Below are 15,244 nucleotides of genomic sequence, written 5' to 3' on the forward strand. Positions count from 1 at the left end.
TGATGACTAGTCGCGAGCGCCGATTTCACGCAGCGGACGGCCCTTCATCAGGTTACGTTCGATATGTTCCAGCGAAACGTTTTTGGTTTCCGGAATCAGCCACAGGGTCAGGAAGATGAACAGGATATTCAGGCCGCCATAGACCCAGAAGGTGTTCGCGCTGCCCAGCGAGTTCAGCATGGTCAGGAAGGTCGCACCGACGATCATGTTGGCAATCCAGTTGGTGGCCGTGGAGCAGGTGATGCCGAAATCGCGGCCCTTCAGCGGCTGAATTTCTGAACACAGGACCCAGATCAGCGGGCCTGCGCTCATTGCAAAGCCGACGATAAACATCAGCAGCATCAGCACGGAGAAGTACTGCGCGGTCGTGGAGTGAATGCCGATATGCATCATGCTGCCCAGCACGCCCATGCCGACGGCCATGACGATAAAGCCGAGGATCAGCGTTGGCTTACGGCCCCAGCGGTCAACCAGGCCGATCGCGATAAAGGTCGCCAGCACGTTGGTCAGGCCGACGATAACCGTGCCCCACATCTGCTCGGTGGTGTTGGCGTAGCCCGCCAGCTCAAAGATCTTCGGCGCGTAGTACATGATGACATTCATCCCGGTGAACTGCTGCATCACCTGCAGCAGGACCCCGAGGAACACCGCGCGGCGGAAGTTGCTGTTCTCTTTAAACAGCTCCCAGCCGGACTGTTTAACCTTCAGGCTTTCACGGATTTCATCGAGCTCACGTTTGGCTTCGGCGCTGGTATCACGCAGGCGCAGCAGCACGCGCTCAGCGTCGACAAAGCGGCGTTTAGCGGCAAACCAGCGCGGGCTGTCCGGCAGGAAGAAGACGCCAATCAGCAGCAGAATGGCCGGGATGATAATGACCCCGAGCATCCAGCGCCATGCGCCGCTGTAGCTAAACGCGGTATCCGACAGATAGGCGCCGAGAATACCGATGGTGATCATCAGCTGATACATCGAGATCATGCTGCCGCGAATTTTCTCCGGCGCAATTTCCGAGAGATACAGCGGGGCGGTGTAGGAGGCGACGCCTACCGCCAGGCCGAGCAGTACGCGGGAAATCAGCAGCACTTCAACGTTCGGCGCGGCGGCGGAGCACAGCGAGCCGGCAACGAACAGGATGGCGCCGATCATCAGGCTTTTCTTGCGGCCCAGCTTGAAGGAGAGCCAGCCGCTGCCGACCGCACCGACCGCGGCGCCGAACATCATGGAGCTCACCACCCATTCCTGAGTGTGAGCGGTAATCTGAAACTCGTTGGCAATAAAGGGTAGGGCACCCGCAATGACGCCGATATCAAGGCCAAAAAGCAGGCCGGCCAGTGCGGCGAGGAAACAGACAAAGAACGTCATCGTTTTGTTCGAGCGCCCTTGTTTTTTGTTGTCAGGCATAACGCCCTCCAGTTGAGTTATTGATTCTGTCGCTGCTTAGAGTAGGGGAGTGCGTAGCAAAAAAATGTGATTGTAATCACGGCTGTGTAATCGATTACACTAAGGTAAAGAAACGTAATCAATAAATTTTTATATAAATCAATATAGTATGTGATTTTAGTTAATGAGATAAAAAACGGAAATCAGACTTGCCTGAAATAGTATGTAACATTGTGAAAGATTGCTTCATTAACGCTGATGCTGAGCTAAATAATGGCTGCCAATCTGATGTAATCGCTTTCATTGTCGAGGGTTGCAGGAACCGATGGCGGCGGGGCGCAGAGCGCGGTGGGGGAAGAGATAAAGAAAAAGGCCAGCACGAGGCTGGCCTTTGAAACGGTAAAGCGCGCGGTTATTTCAGGCCGGCAGCTTCGCGCAGCAGAGCGGCTTTGTCGGTTTTTTCCCATGGGAAATGTTCGCGACCAAAGTGACCGTATGCCGCGGTTTCTTTGTAGATCGGGTGCAGCAGATCCAGCATCTGGATCAGGCCGTACGGACGCAGGTCGAAGAATTCGCGCACCAGCAGCGTCAGCTGCTCGGAAGCAATCTTCTCGGTGCCGAAGGTTTCCACCATGATAGAGGTCGGTTCAGCCACGCCGATTGCGTAGGACACCTGAATCTCACAGCGATCGGCCAGGCCTGCAGCAACGATGTTCTTCGCCACATAGCGCGCTGCGTAAGCCGCGGAGCGGTCAACTTTAGACGGATCCTTACCGGAGAACGCGCCGCCGCCGTGACGAGCCATGCCGCCGTAGGTATCAACGATGATTTTACGCCCGGTCAGGCCGCAGTCGCCCATCGGGCCGCCGATCACAAAGCGGCCGGTTGGGTTGATAAAGAATTTGGTGGCGCTGCTCAGCCATTCGGTCGGCAGAACCGGCTTGATGATCTCTTCCATCACCGCTTCCTGCAGCGATTTCTGATCGATATCTTCCGCGTGCTGGGTCGACAGTACCACCGCGTCGATGCCGACGATTTTGCCGTCGTCATACTGGAAGGTCACCTGGCTCTTTGCATCAGGACGCAGCCACGGCAGCGTGCCGTTTTTACGCACTTCAGCCTGACGCTGCACCAGACGGTGAGCATAGGTGATCGGCGCCGGCATCAGCACGTCGGTCTCGTTAGTGGCATAGCCAAACATCAGGCCCTGGTCGCCCGCGCCCTGCTCCAGCGGATCGGCACGGTCAACGCCCTGGTTGATGTCCGGGGACTGCTTGCCGATTGCGCTCAGCACGGCGCAGGAGTTGGCATCAAAGCCCATATCGGAATGCACGTAGCCAATTTCACGAACCGTATTACGGGTGATCTCTTCGATATCAACCCATGCGCTGGTGGTGATTTCACCGCCAACCAAAACCATGCCGGTTTTGACGTAGGTTTCACACGCGACGCGGGCTTTCGGATCCTGTTCCAGGATCGCATCAAGCACGGCATCGGAGATTTGGTCAGCAATTTTGTCTGGATGCCCTTCTGATACGGACTCGGACGTAAAGAGGTGTTTTGCCATGTTTTATTTTACCTGTGGAGTATTCGTATAGCTCATACTGTTGTGTGGATTAGCTTTGGTGGATGATTCTACCAAAGCCTGCAGGTAGTGACACGAGCAGTCTGAGTGTTAATCAGTATAGACGGATTAACTTCTGGACGGCTATTTTAGGTCAAATCTTAATCCCATTTCCAGACTTTTTTTGATGCACATCGCATTTATGCGTCATAGCCGGTGGAAATTTTTCCTGCCAGATGCGGCAACGCGCATATTTTTATTTTGCATTTTAGCCTGCTTCTCGGTATAAAACGCCGCGCGCGGCTCATTATGACAGCGCACGAAGAGTACCTCGTGACGCCACTTCCAGCCGGGTTAAGCACTCTGTATTGACAGAATCCCGCAGCGGCCTTTGCGCCTGCTGCCAGGTATATAGCTTTGGCTTGTCGCTGGCCCGTTTCGGGGCAGTGTGGAGGTGATACCAGATAATGAACCCACGTTTTTCACCTGATTCGTCGCGTCGTTCCGTCGCGCGTCACTATCCCGCAATCTGCATCTCTTTCATGCACACCTGCCGATGTTCTACCCATCTCGGCGCTTCTCAGGATTCCAGGGCCGGAAGGTCGTCAGAAAACTGAACAAGGGCTCTCTTGCCGCTATCGCAAGGGTTTTCTCGTGGTTTCTCCGAACTGTCATACCAGGTTCGGGTACGTGTTTTATTATCATATGAAGAAGAAACCGGTCGCGCAGTCGCAGCGCCAGCACTATCTGCTGGGGTTTAGGACTGTTCATGGGTTGTTATCGCGTCTTTGGACTGCGATAGTAGTTAACTGTCTTACACTTATTATTAAAAATTGAGGTTCGCTATGTCTGACGACATGTCTATGGTTTCGCCTTCGTCAGCAGGCGAACACGGTGTACTACGTTCTATGCAGGAGGTGGCGATGAGCTCCCAGGAAGCTAGCAAAATGCTACGTACTTATAATATTGCCTGGTGGGGTAATAACTACTACGACGTCAACGAACTGGGCCATATCAGCGTTTGCCCGGATCCTGACGTACCGGAAGCGCGCGTCGATCTTGCCGAATTAGTTAAAGCGCGCGAAGCGCAGGGGCAGCGCCTGCCTGCACTGTTTTGCTTCCCGCAGATCCTGCAGCATCGCCTGCGCTCGATTAACGCCGCCTTCAAGCGCGCGCGCGAGTCCTACGGCTATAACGGCGACTATTTCCTGGTTTACCCGATTAAGGTTAACCAGCATCGTCGCGTGATTGAGTCGCTGATCCACTCCGGCGAGCCGCTGGGCCTGGAAGCCGGTTCAAAGGCCGAACTGATGGCGGTGCTGGCGCACGCGGGCATGACCCGCAGCGTGATCGTCTGTAACGGCTATAAAGACCGTGAATATATCCGCCTGGCGCTGGTCGGCGAAAAGATGGGCCACAAGGTCTATCTGGTCATCGAAAAGATGTCGGAAATTGCCATCGTGCTGGAAGAAGCCGCGCGCCTGAACGTGGTGCCGCGTCTTGGCGTCCGCGCGCGTCTGGCCTCGCAGGGCTCCGGTAAATGGCAGTCCTCCGGCGGCGAGAAATCCAAGTTCGGCCTTGCGGCAACGCAGGTTCTGCAGCTGGTTGAAATTCTGCGCGCGGCAGGACATCTGGAAAGCCTGCAGCTGCTGCACTTCCACCTTGGCTCGCAGATGGCCAACATTCGCGATATCGCCACCGGCGTGCGCGAATCCTCGCGCTTTTACGTTGAGCTGCATAAGCTGGGCGTCAATATTCAGTGCTTTGACGTCGGCGGCGGCCTGGGCGTGGACTATGAGGGCACCCGTTCGCAGTCCGACTGTTCGGTGAACTACGGCCTCAACGAGTACGCTAACAACATTATCTGGGCGATCGGCGACGCCTGTGAAGAGAACGGCCTGCCGCACCCGACGGTGATTACCGAATCCGGGCGTGCGGTCACCGCGCACCATACCGTGTTGGTCTCCAATATTATCGGCGTTGAGCGTAACGAATACACCGAGGCGACCCCGCCTGCGGAAGATGCGGCGCGCCCGCTGCAGAGCATGTGGGAAACCTGGCAGGAGATGCACGAGACCGGCAACCGCCGCTCGCTGCGCGAATGGCTGCACGATAGCCAGATGGACCTGCACGATATTCACACCGGCTACTCTTCCGGCACCTTCAACCTGCAGGAGCGCGCGTGGGCGGAGCAGCTGTATCTGAACATGTGTCACGAAGTGCAGAAACAGCTCGACCCGAGCAACCGCGCGCACCGTCCAATCATTGACGAGCTGCAGGAGCGGATGGCGGATAAAATTTACGTCAACTTCTCGCTGTTCCAGTCGATGCCGGACGCGTGGGGTATCGATCAGCTGTTCCCGGTGATGCCGCTGGAAGGGCTGAACATGGTGCCTGAGCGTCGCGCGGTGCTGCTGGATATCACCTGCGACTCCGATGGCGCTATCGATCACTACGTCGACGGCGACGGGATCGCCACCACCATGCCGATGCCGGAATACGATCCTGATAACCCGCCGATGCTGGGCTTCTTTATGGTCGGCGCCTACCAGGAGATCCTCGGCAACATGCACAACCTGTTCGGTGATACCGAAGCGGTTGACGTGTTCGTCTTCCCTGACGGCAGCGTTGAAGTCGAGCTCTCCGACGAAGGGGATACCGTGGCCGATATGCTGCAGTACGTGCAGCTGGATCCGAACACGCTGCTGACCCAGTTCCGCGATCAGGTGAAAAACTCCGGTCTTGACGAGGCGCTGCAGCAGCAGTTCCTCGAAGAGTTCGAAGCGGGCCTGTACGGCTACACTTACCTGGAAGACGAGTAACATGCTGCGCGCCCTCTCTTATGAAGGAGAGGGCATCTGGTCACGCAAACGCGATACCGACTTGAACCCGCATGCATTAACGGCGATAATTCGCCCAACAAGCAGTCACCCTATTCAAACCCTTCCTCGTCGGGCCTAACGACGCGGAGGGGTTTTTTTATGTGCATTTTTAACACTATCGCCTGTAAAAAGAGGTCACACCCATGAGCACTTTAGGTCATCAATACGATAATTCCCTGGTCTCTAACGCGTTTGGTTTTTTGCGTCTGCCGCTGAACTTCCAGCCGTACGACAGCGACGCCGACTGGGTGATCACCGGCGTTCCTTTTGATGCGGCAACCTCCGGCCGCGCGGGCGGGCGTCACGGTCCTGCGGCGATCCGTCAGGTTTCCACCAACCTCGCCTGGGAAGGCAACCGCTTCCCGTGGAACTTCGACATGCGCGAGCGTCTGAACGTTGTCGACTGCGGCGACCTGGTTTACGCCTTCGGCGACGCGCGCGACATGAGCGAACGTTTGCAGGCCCACGCTGAGAAGCTGCTGGCGGCCGGGAAACGTATGCTCTCCTTCGGCGGCGATCACTTCGTCACTCTCCCGCTGCTGCGCGCGCACGCTAAGCATTTCGGTAAAATGGCGCTGGTGCATTTCGATGCCCATACCGACACCTACGCCAATGGCTGCGAGTTCGATCACGGCACCATGTTCTACACCGCGCCGAACGAAGGCCTGATCGACCCGAACCACTCGGTGCAGATCGGTATCCGCACCGAGTTCGATAAAGACAACGGCTTTACCGTACTGGATGCGGGCCAGGTTAACGATCGCACCGCTGAGGATGTTATTGCTCAGATCAAACAGATCGTTGGCGATATGCCGGTCTATCTGACCTTCGACATTGACTGCCTGGATCCGGCGTTTGCCCCGGGCACCGGTACGCCGGTGATCGGCGGGCTGACTTCGGATCGCGCGATCAAGCTGGTGCGCGGCCTGAAGGATCTGAACATCGTCGGGATGGACGTGGTGGAAGTGGCTCCGGCCTACGATCAGTCCGAGATCACCGCCCTGGCGGCGGCGACCCTGGCGCTGGAAATGCTCTATATTCAGGCGGCGAAAAAGGGCGAATAAGCCCTAAGCGCTCACTGCTGCTGCGCGACGCATGCGCAGCAGCAGCACGCCTCCGGCAAGCAGGGTAACGACCTGTGACGCCACCAGCACCGAAAATCCTGAACTGACCGACCCTACCGACTTCATCACCAGCCCCATCAGCAGCGGGATAAACGCCGCGCAGATATTGCCGATACCGTTAATGATGCCGTAGGCGCTGCCTACCGCCTCCTTTGCCGCGTGATGCTGCACCACCGCCGGTATCGCCGCCCCCTGAAGCCCCCAGAATATATTGGCCGACAGCATAAACAGCGCCAGCCACGCCGGCTGGTGGCTGAGCATCAGCGCCAGTATCGAGCAGGCCGTCAGAAGGCCGCCGCTTATAAACAGCAGCGGAGCCTGCTCGGGACGCATTTTATCGAGCAGCACGCCGCCAAGAAATTTAGAGCCGAGGCTGAGCAGAAAGGGGATCGCTGCCAGAATGCCGGTGGCCTGTAGCGAGAAGTGATGCTCATCGCGCAGCCACGCCGGCAGCCAGGCGCTGCTGCCCCACAGATAGCTGAGGGTGGCGATCTCGACCAGCAGGATCCAGCCGAGGAGCGGCGTGCGCCAGGCCAGCTGAAACGTCTGCTTAAAGCCGGCGCGAGACCTTTGCGCCGCCGCGGCCGGAGCCGGCAGGAAGCGCCAGATAAGCCCGCCGCCGAGCAGCAGGTTCAACGCGGCCAGGCTGTAGAAAGAGCCTTGCCACCCCTGATGCGCGATTAAAAAAGTGACCAGCGGGAAGCCCACCGCCAGCCCCAGCGAGACCCCGAGCGCGGTGACCGCGTTCGGTTTACCGATCTCGTCGGCGGCGAAGCTGTCGCTGATAAAGCGCGTTTTAAGTGAAAATAGCGGCCCCTCCGCAATACCTAAGATAACGCGGGCGATCAGCATCCCGAACAGCGATCCGAGCAGCGGAGAAACGGCGCACACTGCGGCCCAGATAGCGATGCTGATTAATAGCCCCTGCCGATAGTGCAGTCGGTTTTCAATCACCGGCGTTAAGAGTAGTGCCGACAGTCCATAGCCCACAAGAAAGCAGGTCATCAGCATTCCCTGTAACATTCTGTTTTCATTTAGCTGAAAATGGGCCGCAAATTCGGGGTTAAGTATCATCACTGAGATATTTACCCGGTCAATATAAGAGATGATAATTAACAACAGTAGCGCGATTGTTCCCTGCCATCTTGCGGTCATGATTACTCTTTTCTCCCGGTCATTTATGAATCAAAGGCGCTATTTTTAAATAACGGTGATAGTCACGTATGTAAAACGATTCATAGGTGAAACTCGTTGTTTTAAAAGATAATAATTGAAAAGTGTTTCACCAGTGAAACTTGATGTTTAGCCGGCTTTATCATTTTTAATGATTGTAGGGAAAAGAAGTCAATAGTCATTTTCGAAAAGTTAAGCACCCGCTTAATTTATTTTCACGCCTTCTTTTAAATATCACAATTTCATATTACCGCAATTTTTCGTGATCGATTGCACACTTAGATAATTAAATCACGATCGGTTAACAAATCCTTCACATTGCCGCTTGACGAAAGATTGAACGCTTTTATATTGACCGTATTAAATAAGAAACAAAGTTTCATATATGAAATAAAGCCTGGAGGATCGTGATGAGCTGGATAGGCGTATGTGACGCAGAGCAGGTACAGGAAGATTTCCCTTATAGCGGCAATATCGACGGTAAAGAGATCGGCATTTATCTGATTGATGGCGAGTATTACGCGCTGGAGGACGTGTGTCCCCATGCCTACGCGCTGTTAAGCCAGGGCTTTGTGGAAGACGGCAAGGTTGAATGCCCGCTGCACGAAGCGGTATTCGATGTGAAAACCGGTCAGTGCCTGCACGGTCCGGGCGGTCGTAGCCTCAATCGTTACCCGGTGCGGGTATTCGACAATCAGATCCAGATTACTTTTATCGAGGAGAGCGTGGCATGAGCGAAACCCTGAACTTCAACCCGGCGCTGCCGGAAAGCCGCCAGTTTACGCCGCCCGCCGAGGGCGGTAACGGCAATATCCACAAGCCGGGCGACTACGCCAATCTTATCTGGCAGACCCGCAGCCGCGTTCCGGAAAACTGGGAGCTGCAGCTTATCGCCACCCTTGAAGGGCTGTTTGAGCAGGGCGCAGAGAGCCTGACGCAGCTGGTGGACGGGCTGAACGACCTGAGAATGCACGACCAGCAGGGCGAACCCTGGAGCGAGACCAGCTTCGAGGCTTTTTTGCAGGTAAACGGATACTGAGGACACAGCGATGACGACAACGGTACAAAACTATCTCGATAAAGGGTTACGCGGCCTGTGGTATCCGGTGCTGGCAAGCTGGGAGGTGCAGTCCGCGCCGGTGGGCATCACCCGCCTCGGCGAGCAGATTGTGGTCTGGCGTAATAAAGACGGCCAGCTGCAGGCGCTGGAAGACCGCTGCCCGCACCGCGGCGCGCGCCTGTCGATGGGCTGGAACCTCGGCGACCGCATCGCCTGCTGGTATCACGGCGTGGAAGTGGCGGGAAACGGCGAAGTGAAAGATGTCCCGGCGGTCGACAAGTGTCCGCTGGTGGGCCAGCAGTGCGTGCGCAGCTATAGCGTTCAGGAAGCGCACGGGGCGATCTTCTTATGGTTTGGCGCCACGGCGAACCAGCCGCCGGAGGAGCTGACCTTCCCGGAAGAGCTGGCTAACGGCGACAAATACAGCAACTTCCTCTGCACCGCCGCGTGGAAATGTAACTATCAGTACGCGCTGGAAAACGTCATGGACCCGATGCACGGCACCTATCTGCACTCCTCTTCGCACTCGATGGCGGAAGGCGAGCGTAAAGCGGACATGGTGCTGCAGCCGACCAAAACCGGCTTCATTTTTGAGAAGAAGGGGCAGAGCGGCGTCAACTTTGACTGGGTAGAGCTCGGCAACAGCGGCGCCTGCTGGATGCGCCTGTCGATCCCGTATCAGAAACGCTTTGGGCCAGGAGGCCACTTCTTTATCGTCGGCATGGTGGTGCCGGAAGATAACGACAACTGTCGGGTCTTTTTCTGGCGTATCCGCGGCGTGCAGGGCTGGCAGCGCGATATGTGGCGCTTTATGTACCGCAACCGCCTGGAAAAACTGCACTGGGAAGTGCTCGAGCAGGATCGGGTGGTGCTGGAGAGCCTGGCGCCGAACGCCCGCGACCACGAATATCTTTATCAGCACGACGTCGGGCTGTCGCGCCTGCGCCGCATGATGCAAAAAGCGGCCAAAGAGCAGCTGGCGGCGCGTGAAGAACAGCAGGGTGCCGCCTGATGAACGGACTGCTGAACGGTAAACGCATCGTGGTGACCGGCGCCGCGCGCGGGCTGGGCTATCACTTTGCCAAAGCCTGTGCGGAGCAGGGCGCGAAGGTGGTGATGTGCGACATCCTCGAGGGCGAACTGGCCGAGCGCGCGCATGGGCTCAGTGAACAAGGTTTTGCCATTGAGTCTCAGGCTATAGATCTCGCCGATCCGCACTCAATCGCGCAGGCGTTTAGCGCGATTGGCGAACGAGGTCCCATTGACGGACTGGTGAATAACGCCGCGATGGCCACCGGCGTCGGCGGCAAAAATCTGATCGATTACGATCCGGATCTGTGGGATCGGGTGATGTCGGTTAACGTCAAGGGCACCTGGCTGGTGACCCGGGCGGCGGTACCGCTGCTGCGAGAAGGCAGCGGGATCGTTAACGTGGCGTCGGACACCGCGCTGTGGGGCGCGCCGCGCCTGATGGCCTACGTCGCCAGCAAAGGCGCGGTGATCGCCATGACTCGCTCAATGGCGCGCGAGCTCGGGGAGAAGCGCATCCGCATTAACGCGATCGCCCCAGGGCTGACCCGCGTGGAGGCCACCGAGTACGTTCCGGCTGAACGTCATCAGCTGTATGAGAACGGCCGGGCCCTGAGCGGCGCCCAGCAGCCGGAAGATGTTACCGGCAGCGTGGTGTGGCTGCTCAGCGAGCTGTCGCGGTTTATCACCGGGCAGCTGATCCCGGTCAACGGCGGATTTGTTTTTAACTAAAGAGGCGAGGCGGTATGGCAAACGAGCGGGAAGTGAAGTACCTGGTGCCGGGCCTGGAGCGGGGGCTGGAGCTGCTGCTGGCGTTTGGCGAGCAGCATCGCGATCTGACCTTCGCCGAGCTGCATCGGCTGGTGGATATGCCGAAAGCGACCGCCTATCGCGTGGTGCAGACGCTGGAATATATGGGCTTTCTCGAGCGCAATCCACGCACCAATACCTTTTCGCTCGGGATGAACGTCCTGCGTCTGGGCTTTGAATACATCGCCTCGCTGGATGTGGCGCAGGTCGGTCAGCCGGTGATTGAGCAGCTGCGCGATACCAGCCAGTGCAGCAGCCACCTGGCGATCCGCGACGGGCGAGACATTATCTACATCGCCCGCGTCAGCGCCGCCGGCTCGCGCATTAATCAGGTCAGCATTGGCACCCGCCTGCCGGTCCACTGCACTTCGCTTGGCCGCATGCTGCTGACCGATGTCTCTCGCCGCGAGTTCGAACTGCTGTTCCCTGACGAGCGGCTGCCGGGCAATACGCCGGGGCAAATTCACGACCGCGAAGCGCTGTGGCAGATGGTGCAGCAGGATAAGGCGCGGGGCTTTGTGATCGGCGAGTCCTTCTACCGTCACGGCATCTCCTCCATCGTTTACCCGGTCTACGATCGCAGCGGACGGGTGGCGGCGGTGGTGAGTATCCTGGTGCCGTCGGATGAGATCCCGCAGGCCGACCGCGAGCGGCTGCAAAACGATGTCAGCATGGCGGCGGACAAAATTTCAGGCTTCCTCGGGCATTTAGCTCAGGCTATTTAAATCAATACGTTAACTGCAGGCGCTTGGGTGCGTCGGGCATGTTTTACGCCCAAATCCGGGCGACAGAACGGTAAAGAGGCAACGAACGATGAGTGTAACCGGAATTGAAAAGCTGGAGTTTGGCGTCGACGACCTGACCCATAGCGCCAAATTTATGCGTGATTTTGGCCTGACGAGCGATGCCGACGGCCGGCGTTTTACCACCCTGAGCGGCGCTCAGGTGCTGCTGAACCCGATCAACAGCCCGGATCTGCCGCCCGCCTTTGAGGCGGGTAATACCCTGCGCCGGATGACCTGGGGCGTAGCGGACCGGGCGGCGCTGGAGGCGCTGCGGCCGAAGCTGGCGCAGCAGCCGGCCTTTCGCGAAGTGGACGGCGCCCTCGAGTGCCAGGATCCGAACGGCATGACGCTGCGGGTTCAGGTGAGCCAGCAGACGCCGGTTGAGCTGGACGTCGAGCCGATAAACCAGTGGGGCGACGTGCGGCGGATCGATACGCCGAGCCCGGTTTACGAGCGCGCCCAGCCGATCAACATCGGCCACGTGGTGTTCTTCGTTGAGGAGCTGGCGGCGGTAGAGAGCTTCTACCGCGAGGTGCTGGGTTTCCAGGTGTCCGATCGCTATATCAACCGCGCGGTGTTCCTGCGCTGCGGCGTGCGCGGCGGCCATCACAATCTCTTCTTATTACAGCTGCCGACCCGCAAGCGCGGTCTTAACCACGTCGCCTTTACGGTGCGCGATATTCACGAAGTGATCGGCGGTGGGATCGCGATGAACAAAAGCCAGTGGAGCACCTTTATCGGCCCCGGCCGCCACCCGGTCTCTTCGGCCTACTTCTGGTACGTCAACAGCCCGACCGGCGGCGCGTTTGAGTACTACACCAACGACGACTATCTGACGGAAAACTGGCAGCCGCGCGAGCTGGAACACTCCCTGGTTTCCTTTACCGAGTGGGCGGTGGAGGGCGGAATCGACCACGACACCCGCCGCCAGCAGAAAAAGCCGGAGGCGGTATGACGGTGCGGATAGTGATTATCGGCGGCGGCCAGGCCGGCGGCTGGGCGGCAAAAACGCTGCGTGATGAAGGCTTTGACGGCGAGATTTGCATCATTGCCGAGGAGGAGTGGGATTTTTACGAGCGCCCGCCGCTGTCGAAGGCGGCGCTGCTGGAGGCCGAACCGGCGCTGCCGCGTCTGTTTAGCGCAGAAGCGCAGCAGGCGCTGAACCTGAAGTGGTACCGCCCGCAGCGCGCGGAGGCCATCGACCGTGAGGCGAGAACCGTGCGCCTGAGCGGCGGTGAGCGGCTGGCCTACGACCGCCTGCTGATCGCTACCGGTGGCCGCGCCCGCCTGCCCGGCGAGGCCTGGGCGCAGCATCCCCAGGTCTACACCCTGCGCCACTGGCAGGATGCCCGGCGCCTGAAGGCGCGCCTGGCGGCCAGCACCCGGCTGGCGATTGTCGGCGGCGGCTGGATTGGCCTCGAGATTGCCGCCTCGGCGCGTAAAAGCGGTGTCGAGGTCACGCTCTACGAACAGCAGCCGGCGCTGTGCATGCGCTCGGTGAGCGGCGAGGTATCGCAGGAGCTGGAATGGCTGCACCGCGAGCAGGGAGTCAACGTCCGCACGGGGTGCGGCGCGCTGGGCCTCGAAGATAGCGACGGCCTGCCGGTGATCCGCTGCGACGGCCGGCGTCAGACCTTCGACGCGGTGGTGGTGGGGATCGGCGTCGAGCTTAATCTGGAGCTGGCGCAGGAGGCGGGCCTGCCCGTCGATCGCGGGATCGTGGTTGATGCCCAGGGGCGAACCGCCGATCCGGCTATTTTCGCCGCCGGCGATGTCGCCCGCCATCACCAGTACGGATTGTGCATTCAGTCGTGGGCCTTTGCCCAGAATCAGGCGGTAGCGACGGCGAAGGCGATGCTCGATCCGCAGGCCGAGGGCTACGACGAAGCGCCGTGGCTGTGGTCGGATCAATACGCGCACAACATTCAGATCCTCGGGATCCCCCAGCCGGGAACCCGGACGCTGGTTCGCCGCGATCCCAAAGGTCCGCTCTTTTTCTCGCTCGATAGCGATGGCCGGCTCAGCCAGCTGGTGGCGTTTAACGATGCGCGTACCGTCAAGCTGGCGAAGCGCTGGATGGCGGCGGGGAGAGATCTTTCCGCGGTGCCGCTCGACGATCTGACCTTTTCGCTGATGTCATTGCGATAACACCCGCGCACCCTTAAGGGGGAGAGATGACCACATTAGAGACAAACACCGCGCCCTCCGTGGCGAGCGGTGAGGGCGTCCACGCGCCTGAAAAAGCGGTTCGCTGGGCTATTCCGCTGTCGTTACTGGCCTGCGTGCTGCTGGCGTTCTTCGACAAAATCAGCATTGCGGCGCTGTTTTCTGATAGCCATTTTCAGCAGGCGATGGGCATCGATTTTGATACCACGCGCCTCGGCATCCTGATGAGCGCTTTTTTACTGAGCTACGGTTTCTCCTCGGTTCTGCTCAGCGGGCTGGGCGACCGCATCGCGCCGCTGCGCCTGCTCACCGGCATGATGGTGGTGTGGTGCGTATTGATGGTGATGATGGGATTCACCCACAGCTACAGCGCCATGATCGTGCTGCGCGTGCTGCTCGGCATCGCCGAGGGGCCGCTGTTTCCGCTGGCCTTCGCTATCGTGCGCCACACCTTCCCGCAGCGTCTGCAGGCGCGCGCCACCATGCTGTGGCTGCTCGGCACGCCGGTCGGCGCGGCCATCGGCTTCCCGCTCTCCATCTGGCTGCTCAGCACCTTCGGCTGGCAAAGCACCTTCTTCGTGATGGCGATGCTGACGGCGCCGGTGCTGATTTTTGTCCGTATCGGCCTGCGCGGGATCCAGCTGGAGGGCAAAACGTCCGCGGCCGCCAGCTCGCAGGAAGAGCGGCGTAGCGCGCGCCGGGAGCTGTTTGTCAGCCCGCACTTTTGGATGATCTGCGTCTTTAATATCGCCTTCCTGGCCTATCTGTGGGGCATCAACGGCTGGCTTCCCGGCTACCTGATTAAGGGCAAGGGTATCCACCTGGAGCACGCCGGCTGGCTGTCGTCGATGCCGTTTATCGCCATGCTGCTTGGCGAAATCATCGGGGCGTGGCTTTCCGACCGGGTCGATAAACGCGCGGCTGCCTGCTTTATCTCGCTGGCCGGCGCGGCGGTGGGCCTGGCGGCGGTGATGCACTTCACCAGCCCGCTGACGGTTATCGCGGCGATGAGCTTTAGCACCTTCATGTGGGGAACCGGCGCCCCCAATATTTTTGCGCTGCTGGCGAAGGCGACCCATCCCCGGGTCAGCGCCACGGCGGGCGGGATTTTCAACGGGTTGGGAAACTTTGCCGGCGCCCTGTCGCCGGCGGTGATGGGCGCGCTGATCGCCTTCACCCACAGCATGGATTCCGGACTGATCTTTCTGGCGGTGATGGCGGTCGTAGGCTGTCTCCTGTTGCTGCCGCTGCTAAGACGTTACTGAGGAGAA

General features: G+C 58.9%; 14 protein-coding genes and 1 pseudogene. 12 read left to right on the forward strand and 3 right to left on the reverse strand.

Features of this window, described 5'->3' with window-relative positions; all coding sequences use genetic code 11:
* Positions 1-6: 6 nt before the first annotated feature.
* A complete protein-coding gene (locus HCK03_RS03910) occupies positions 7-1,401 on the reverse strand; it encodes a sugar porter family MFS transporter (RefSeq protein ID WP_041147194.1) in 1,395 nt (464 codons plus the stop codon).
* Positions 1,402-1,792: 391 nt separating this feature from the next.
* Positions 1,793-2,947, reverse strand: coding sequence for a methionine adenosyltransferase (gene metK / locus HCK03_RS03915; RefSeq protein ID WP_041147193.1), 1,155 nt, complete (start codon positions 2,945-2,947; stop codon positions 1,793-1,795).
* 518 nt (positions 2,948-3,465) lie between these two features.
* Here metK and HCK03_RS26520 point away from each other — a divergent pair.
* The 4 genes and pseudogenes from HCK03_RS26520 to speB form a co-directional block, all read left to right on the forward strand.
* Positions 3,466-3,561, forward strand: a pseudogene (locus tag HCK03_RS26520) (hypothetical protein); the annotation flags it as partial.
* Between the two features lie 88 nt (positions 3,562-3,649).
* Positions 3,650-3,781, forward strand: coding sequence for an acid stress response protein YqgB (yqgB, locus tag HCK03_RS03920; RefSeq protein WP_115191897.1), 132 nt, complete (start codon positions 3,650-3,652; stop codon positions 3,779-3,781).
* An 8-nt stretch (positions 3,782-3,789) separates the two neighbouring features.
* The gene (gene speA / locus HCK03_RS03925) at positions 3,790-5,766 is read left to right on the forward strand and encodes a biosynthetic arginine decarboxylase (protein WP_071844984.1); all 1,977 of its coding nucleotides are present in this window, start codon (positions 3,790-3,792) and stop codon (positions 5,764-5,766) included.
* 203 nt (positions 5,767-5,969) lie between these two features.
* Positions 5,970-6,890: an agmatinase gene (speB, locus tag HCK03_RS03930; RefSeq protein WP_041147191.1), complete on the forward strand. Its 921-nt coding sequence runs from the start codon at positions 5,970-5,972 to the stop codon at positions 6,888-6,890.
* A gap of 3 nt (positions 6,891-6,893) precedes the next feature.
* Here speB and HCK03_RS03935 read toward each other — a convergent pair whose 3' ends face one another.
* Positions 6,894-8,105 (reverse strand): MFS transporter, encoded by a 1,212-nt coding sequence (locus tag HCK03_RS03935; RefSeq protein ID WP_115191898.1) that lies wholly within the window; start codon positions 8,103-8,105, stop codon positions 6,894-6,896.
* A 428-nt stretch (positions 8,106-8,533) separates the two neighbouring features.
* On the opposite strand from HCK03_RS03935, the gene HCK03_RS03940 reads away from it, so the two are divergent.
* The 8 genes from HCK03_RS03940 (at position 8,534) to HCK03_RS03975 (ending at position 15,238) form a co-directional block, all read left to right on the forward strand.
* A complete protein-coding gene (locus HCK03_RS03940) occupies positions 8,534-8,857 on the forward strand; it encodes a Rieske (2Fe-2S) protein (protein WP_041147189.1) in 324 nt (107 codons plus the stop codon).
* A complete protein-coding gene (locus HCK03_RS03945) occupies positions 8,854-9,162 on the forward strand; it encodes a recombinase-like helix-turn-helix domain-containing protein (protein ID WP_041147188.1) in 309 nt (102 codons plus the stop codon). Before HCK03_RS03940 ends, HCK03_RS03945 begins: the two co-directional genes overlap by 4 nt.
* Positions 9,163-9,172: 10 nt before the next feature.
* On the forward strand, positions 9,173-10,195 hold the full coding sequence (locus tag HCK03_RS03950) for an aromatic ring-hydroxylating oxygenase subunit alpha (RefSeq protein ID WP_143717513.1): 1,023 nt from the start codon (positions 9,173-9,175) through the stop codon (positions 10,193-10,195).
* The gene (locus HCK03_RS03955) at positions 10,195-10,944 is read left to right on the forward strand and encodes an SDR family oxidoreductase (RefSeq protein WP_167691172.1); all 750 of its coding nucleotides are present in this window, start codon (positions 10,195-10,197) and stop codon (positions 10,942-10,944) included. Before HCK03_RS03950 ends, HCK03_RS03955 begins: the two co-directional genes overlap by 1 nt.
* Before the next feature lie 14 nt (positions 10,945-10,958).
* Positions 10,959-11,747 carry an IclR family transcriptional regulator gene (locus HCK03_RS03960; RefSeq protein ID WP_045857098.1) on the forward strand — a complete coding sequence of 263 codons (789 nt, stop codon included), beginning with the start codon at positions 10,959-10,961 and terminating at the stop codon, positions 11,745-11,747.
* 88 nt (positions 11,748-11,835) lie between these two features.
* Positions 11,836-12,762, forward strand: coding sequence for a VOC family protein (locus HCK03_RS03965; RefSeq protein WP_041147184.1), 927 nt, complete (start codon positions 11,836-11,838; stop codon positions 12,760-12,762).
* Positions 12,759-13,955 carry an NAD(P)/FAD-dependent oxidoreductase gene (locus HCK03_RS03970; RefSeq protein ID WP_123551958.1) on the forward strand — a complete coding sequence of 399 codons (1,197 nt, stop codon included), beginning with the start codon at positions 12,759-12,761 and terminating at the stop codon, positions 13,953-13,955. Before HCK03_RS03965 ends, HCK03_RS03970 begins: the two co-directional genes overlap by 4 nt.
* A gap of 26 nt (positions 13,956-13,981) precedes the next feature.
* Positions 13,982-15,238, forward strand: coding sequence for an MFS transporter (locus HCK03_RS03975; protein WP_076946682.1), 1,257 nt, complete (start codon positions 13,982-13,984; stop codon positions 15,236-15,238).
* The last annotated feature ends 6 nt before the right edge of the window (positions 15,239-15,244 follow it).

Source organism: Klebsiella terrigena, from assembly GCF_012029655.1.
Lineage (GTDB): Bacteria > Pseudomonadota > Gammaproteobacteria > Enterobacterales > Enterobacteriaceae > Klebsiella > Klebsiella terrigena.

Bases quoted from the DNA above. Each gene is read 5' to 3' on its own strand.
- HCK03_RS03945 (WP_041147188.1), top strand. From the start codon at position 8,854: ATGAGCGAAACCCTGAACTTCAACCCGGCGCTGCCGGAAAGCCGCCAG.
- yqgB (WP_115191897.1), top strand. From the start codon at position 3,650: ATGAAGAAGAAACCGGTCGCGCAGTCGCAGCGCCAGCACTATCTGCTG.
- HCK03_RS03960 (WP_045857098.1), top strand. From the start codon at position 10,959: ATGGCAAACGAGCGGGAAGTGAAGTACCTGGTGCCGGGCCTGGAGCGG.
- HCK03_RS03975 (WP_076946682.1), top strand. From the start codon at position 13,982: ATGACCACATTAGAGACAAACACCGCGCCCTCCGTGGCGAGCGGTGAG.
- HCK03_RS03970 (WP_123551958.1), top strand. From the start codon at position 12,759: ATGACGGTGCGGATAGTGATTATCGGCGGCGGCCAGGCCGGCGGCTGG.
- HCK03_RS03965 (WP_041147184.1), top strand. From the start codon at position 11,836: ATGAGTGTAACCGGAATTGAAAAGCTGGAGTTTGGCGTCGACGACCTG.
- HCK03_RS03940 (WP_041147189.1), top strand. From the start codon at position 8,534: ATGAGCTGGATAGGCGTATGTGACGCAGAGCAGGTACAGGAAGATTTC.
- HCK03_RS03910 (WP_041147194.1), bottom strand. From the start codon at position 1,401: ATGCCTGACAACAAAAAACAAGGGCGCTCGAACAAAACGATGACGTTC.
- HCK03_RS03955 (WP_167691172.1), top strand. From the start codon at position 10,195: ATGAACGGACTGCTGAACGGTAAACGCATCGTGGTGACCGGCGCCGCG.
- speA (WP_071844984.1), top strand. From the start codon at position 3,790: ATGTCTGACGACATGTCTATGGTTTCGCCTTCGTCAGCAGGCGAACAC.
- HCK03_RS03935 (WP_115191898.1), bottom strand. From the start codon at position 8,105: ATGACCGCAAGATGGCAGGGAACAATCGCGCTACTGTTGTTAATTATC.
- speB (WP_041147191.1), top strand. From the start codon at position 5,970: ATGAGCACTTTAGGTCATCAATACGATAATTCCCTGGTCTCTAACGCG.
- metK (WP_041147193.1), bottom strand. From the start codon at position 2,947: ATGGCAAAACACCTCTTTACGTCCGAGTCCGTATCAGAAGGGCATCCA.
- HCK03_RS03950 (WP_143717513.1), top strand. From the start codon at position 9,173: ATGACGACAACGGTACAAAACTATCTCGATAAAGGGTTACGCGGCCTG.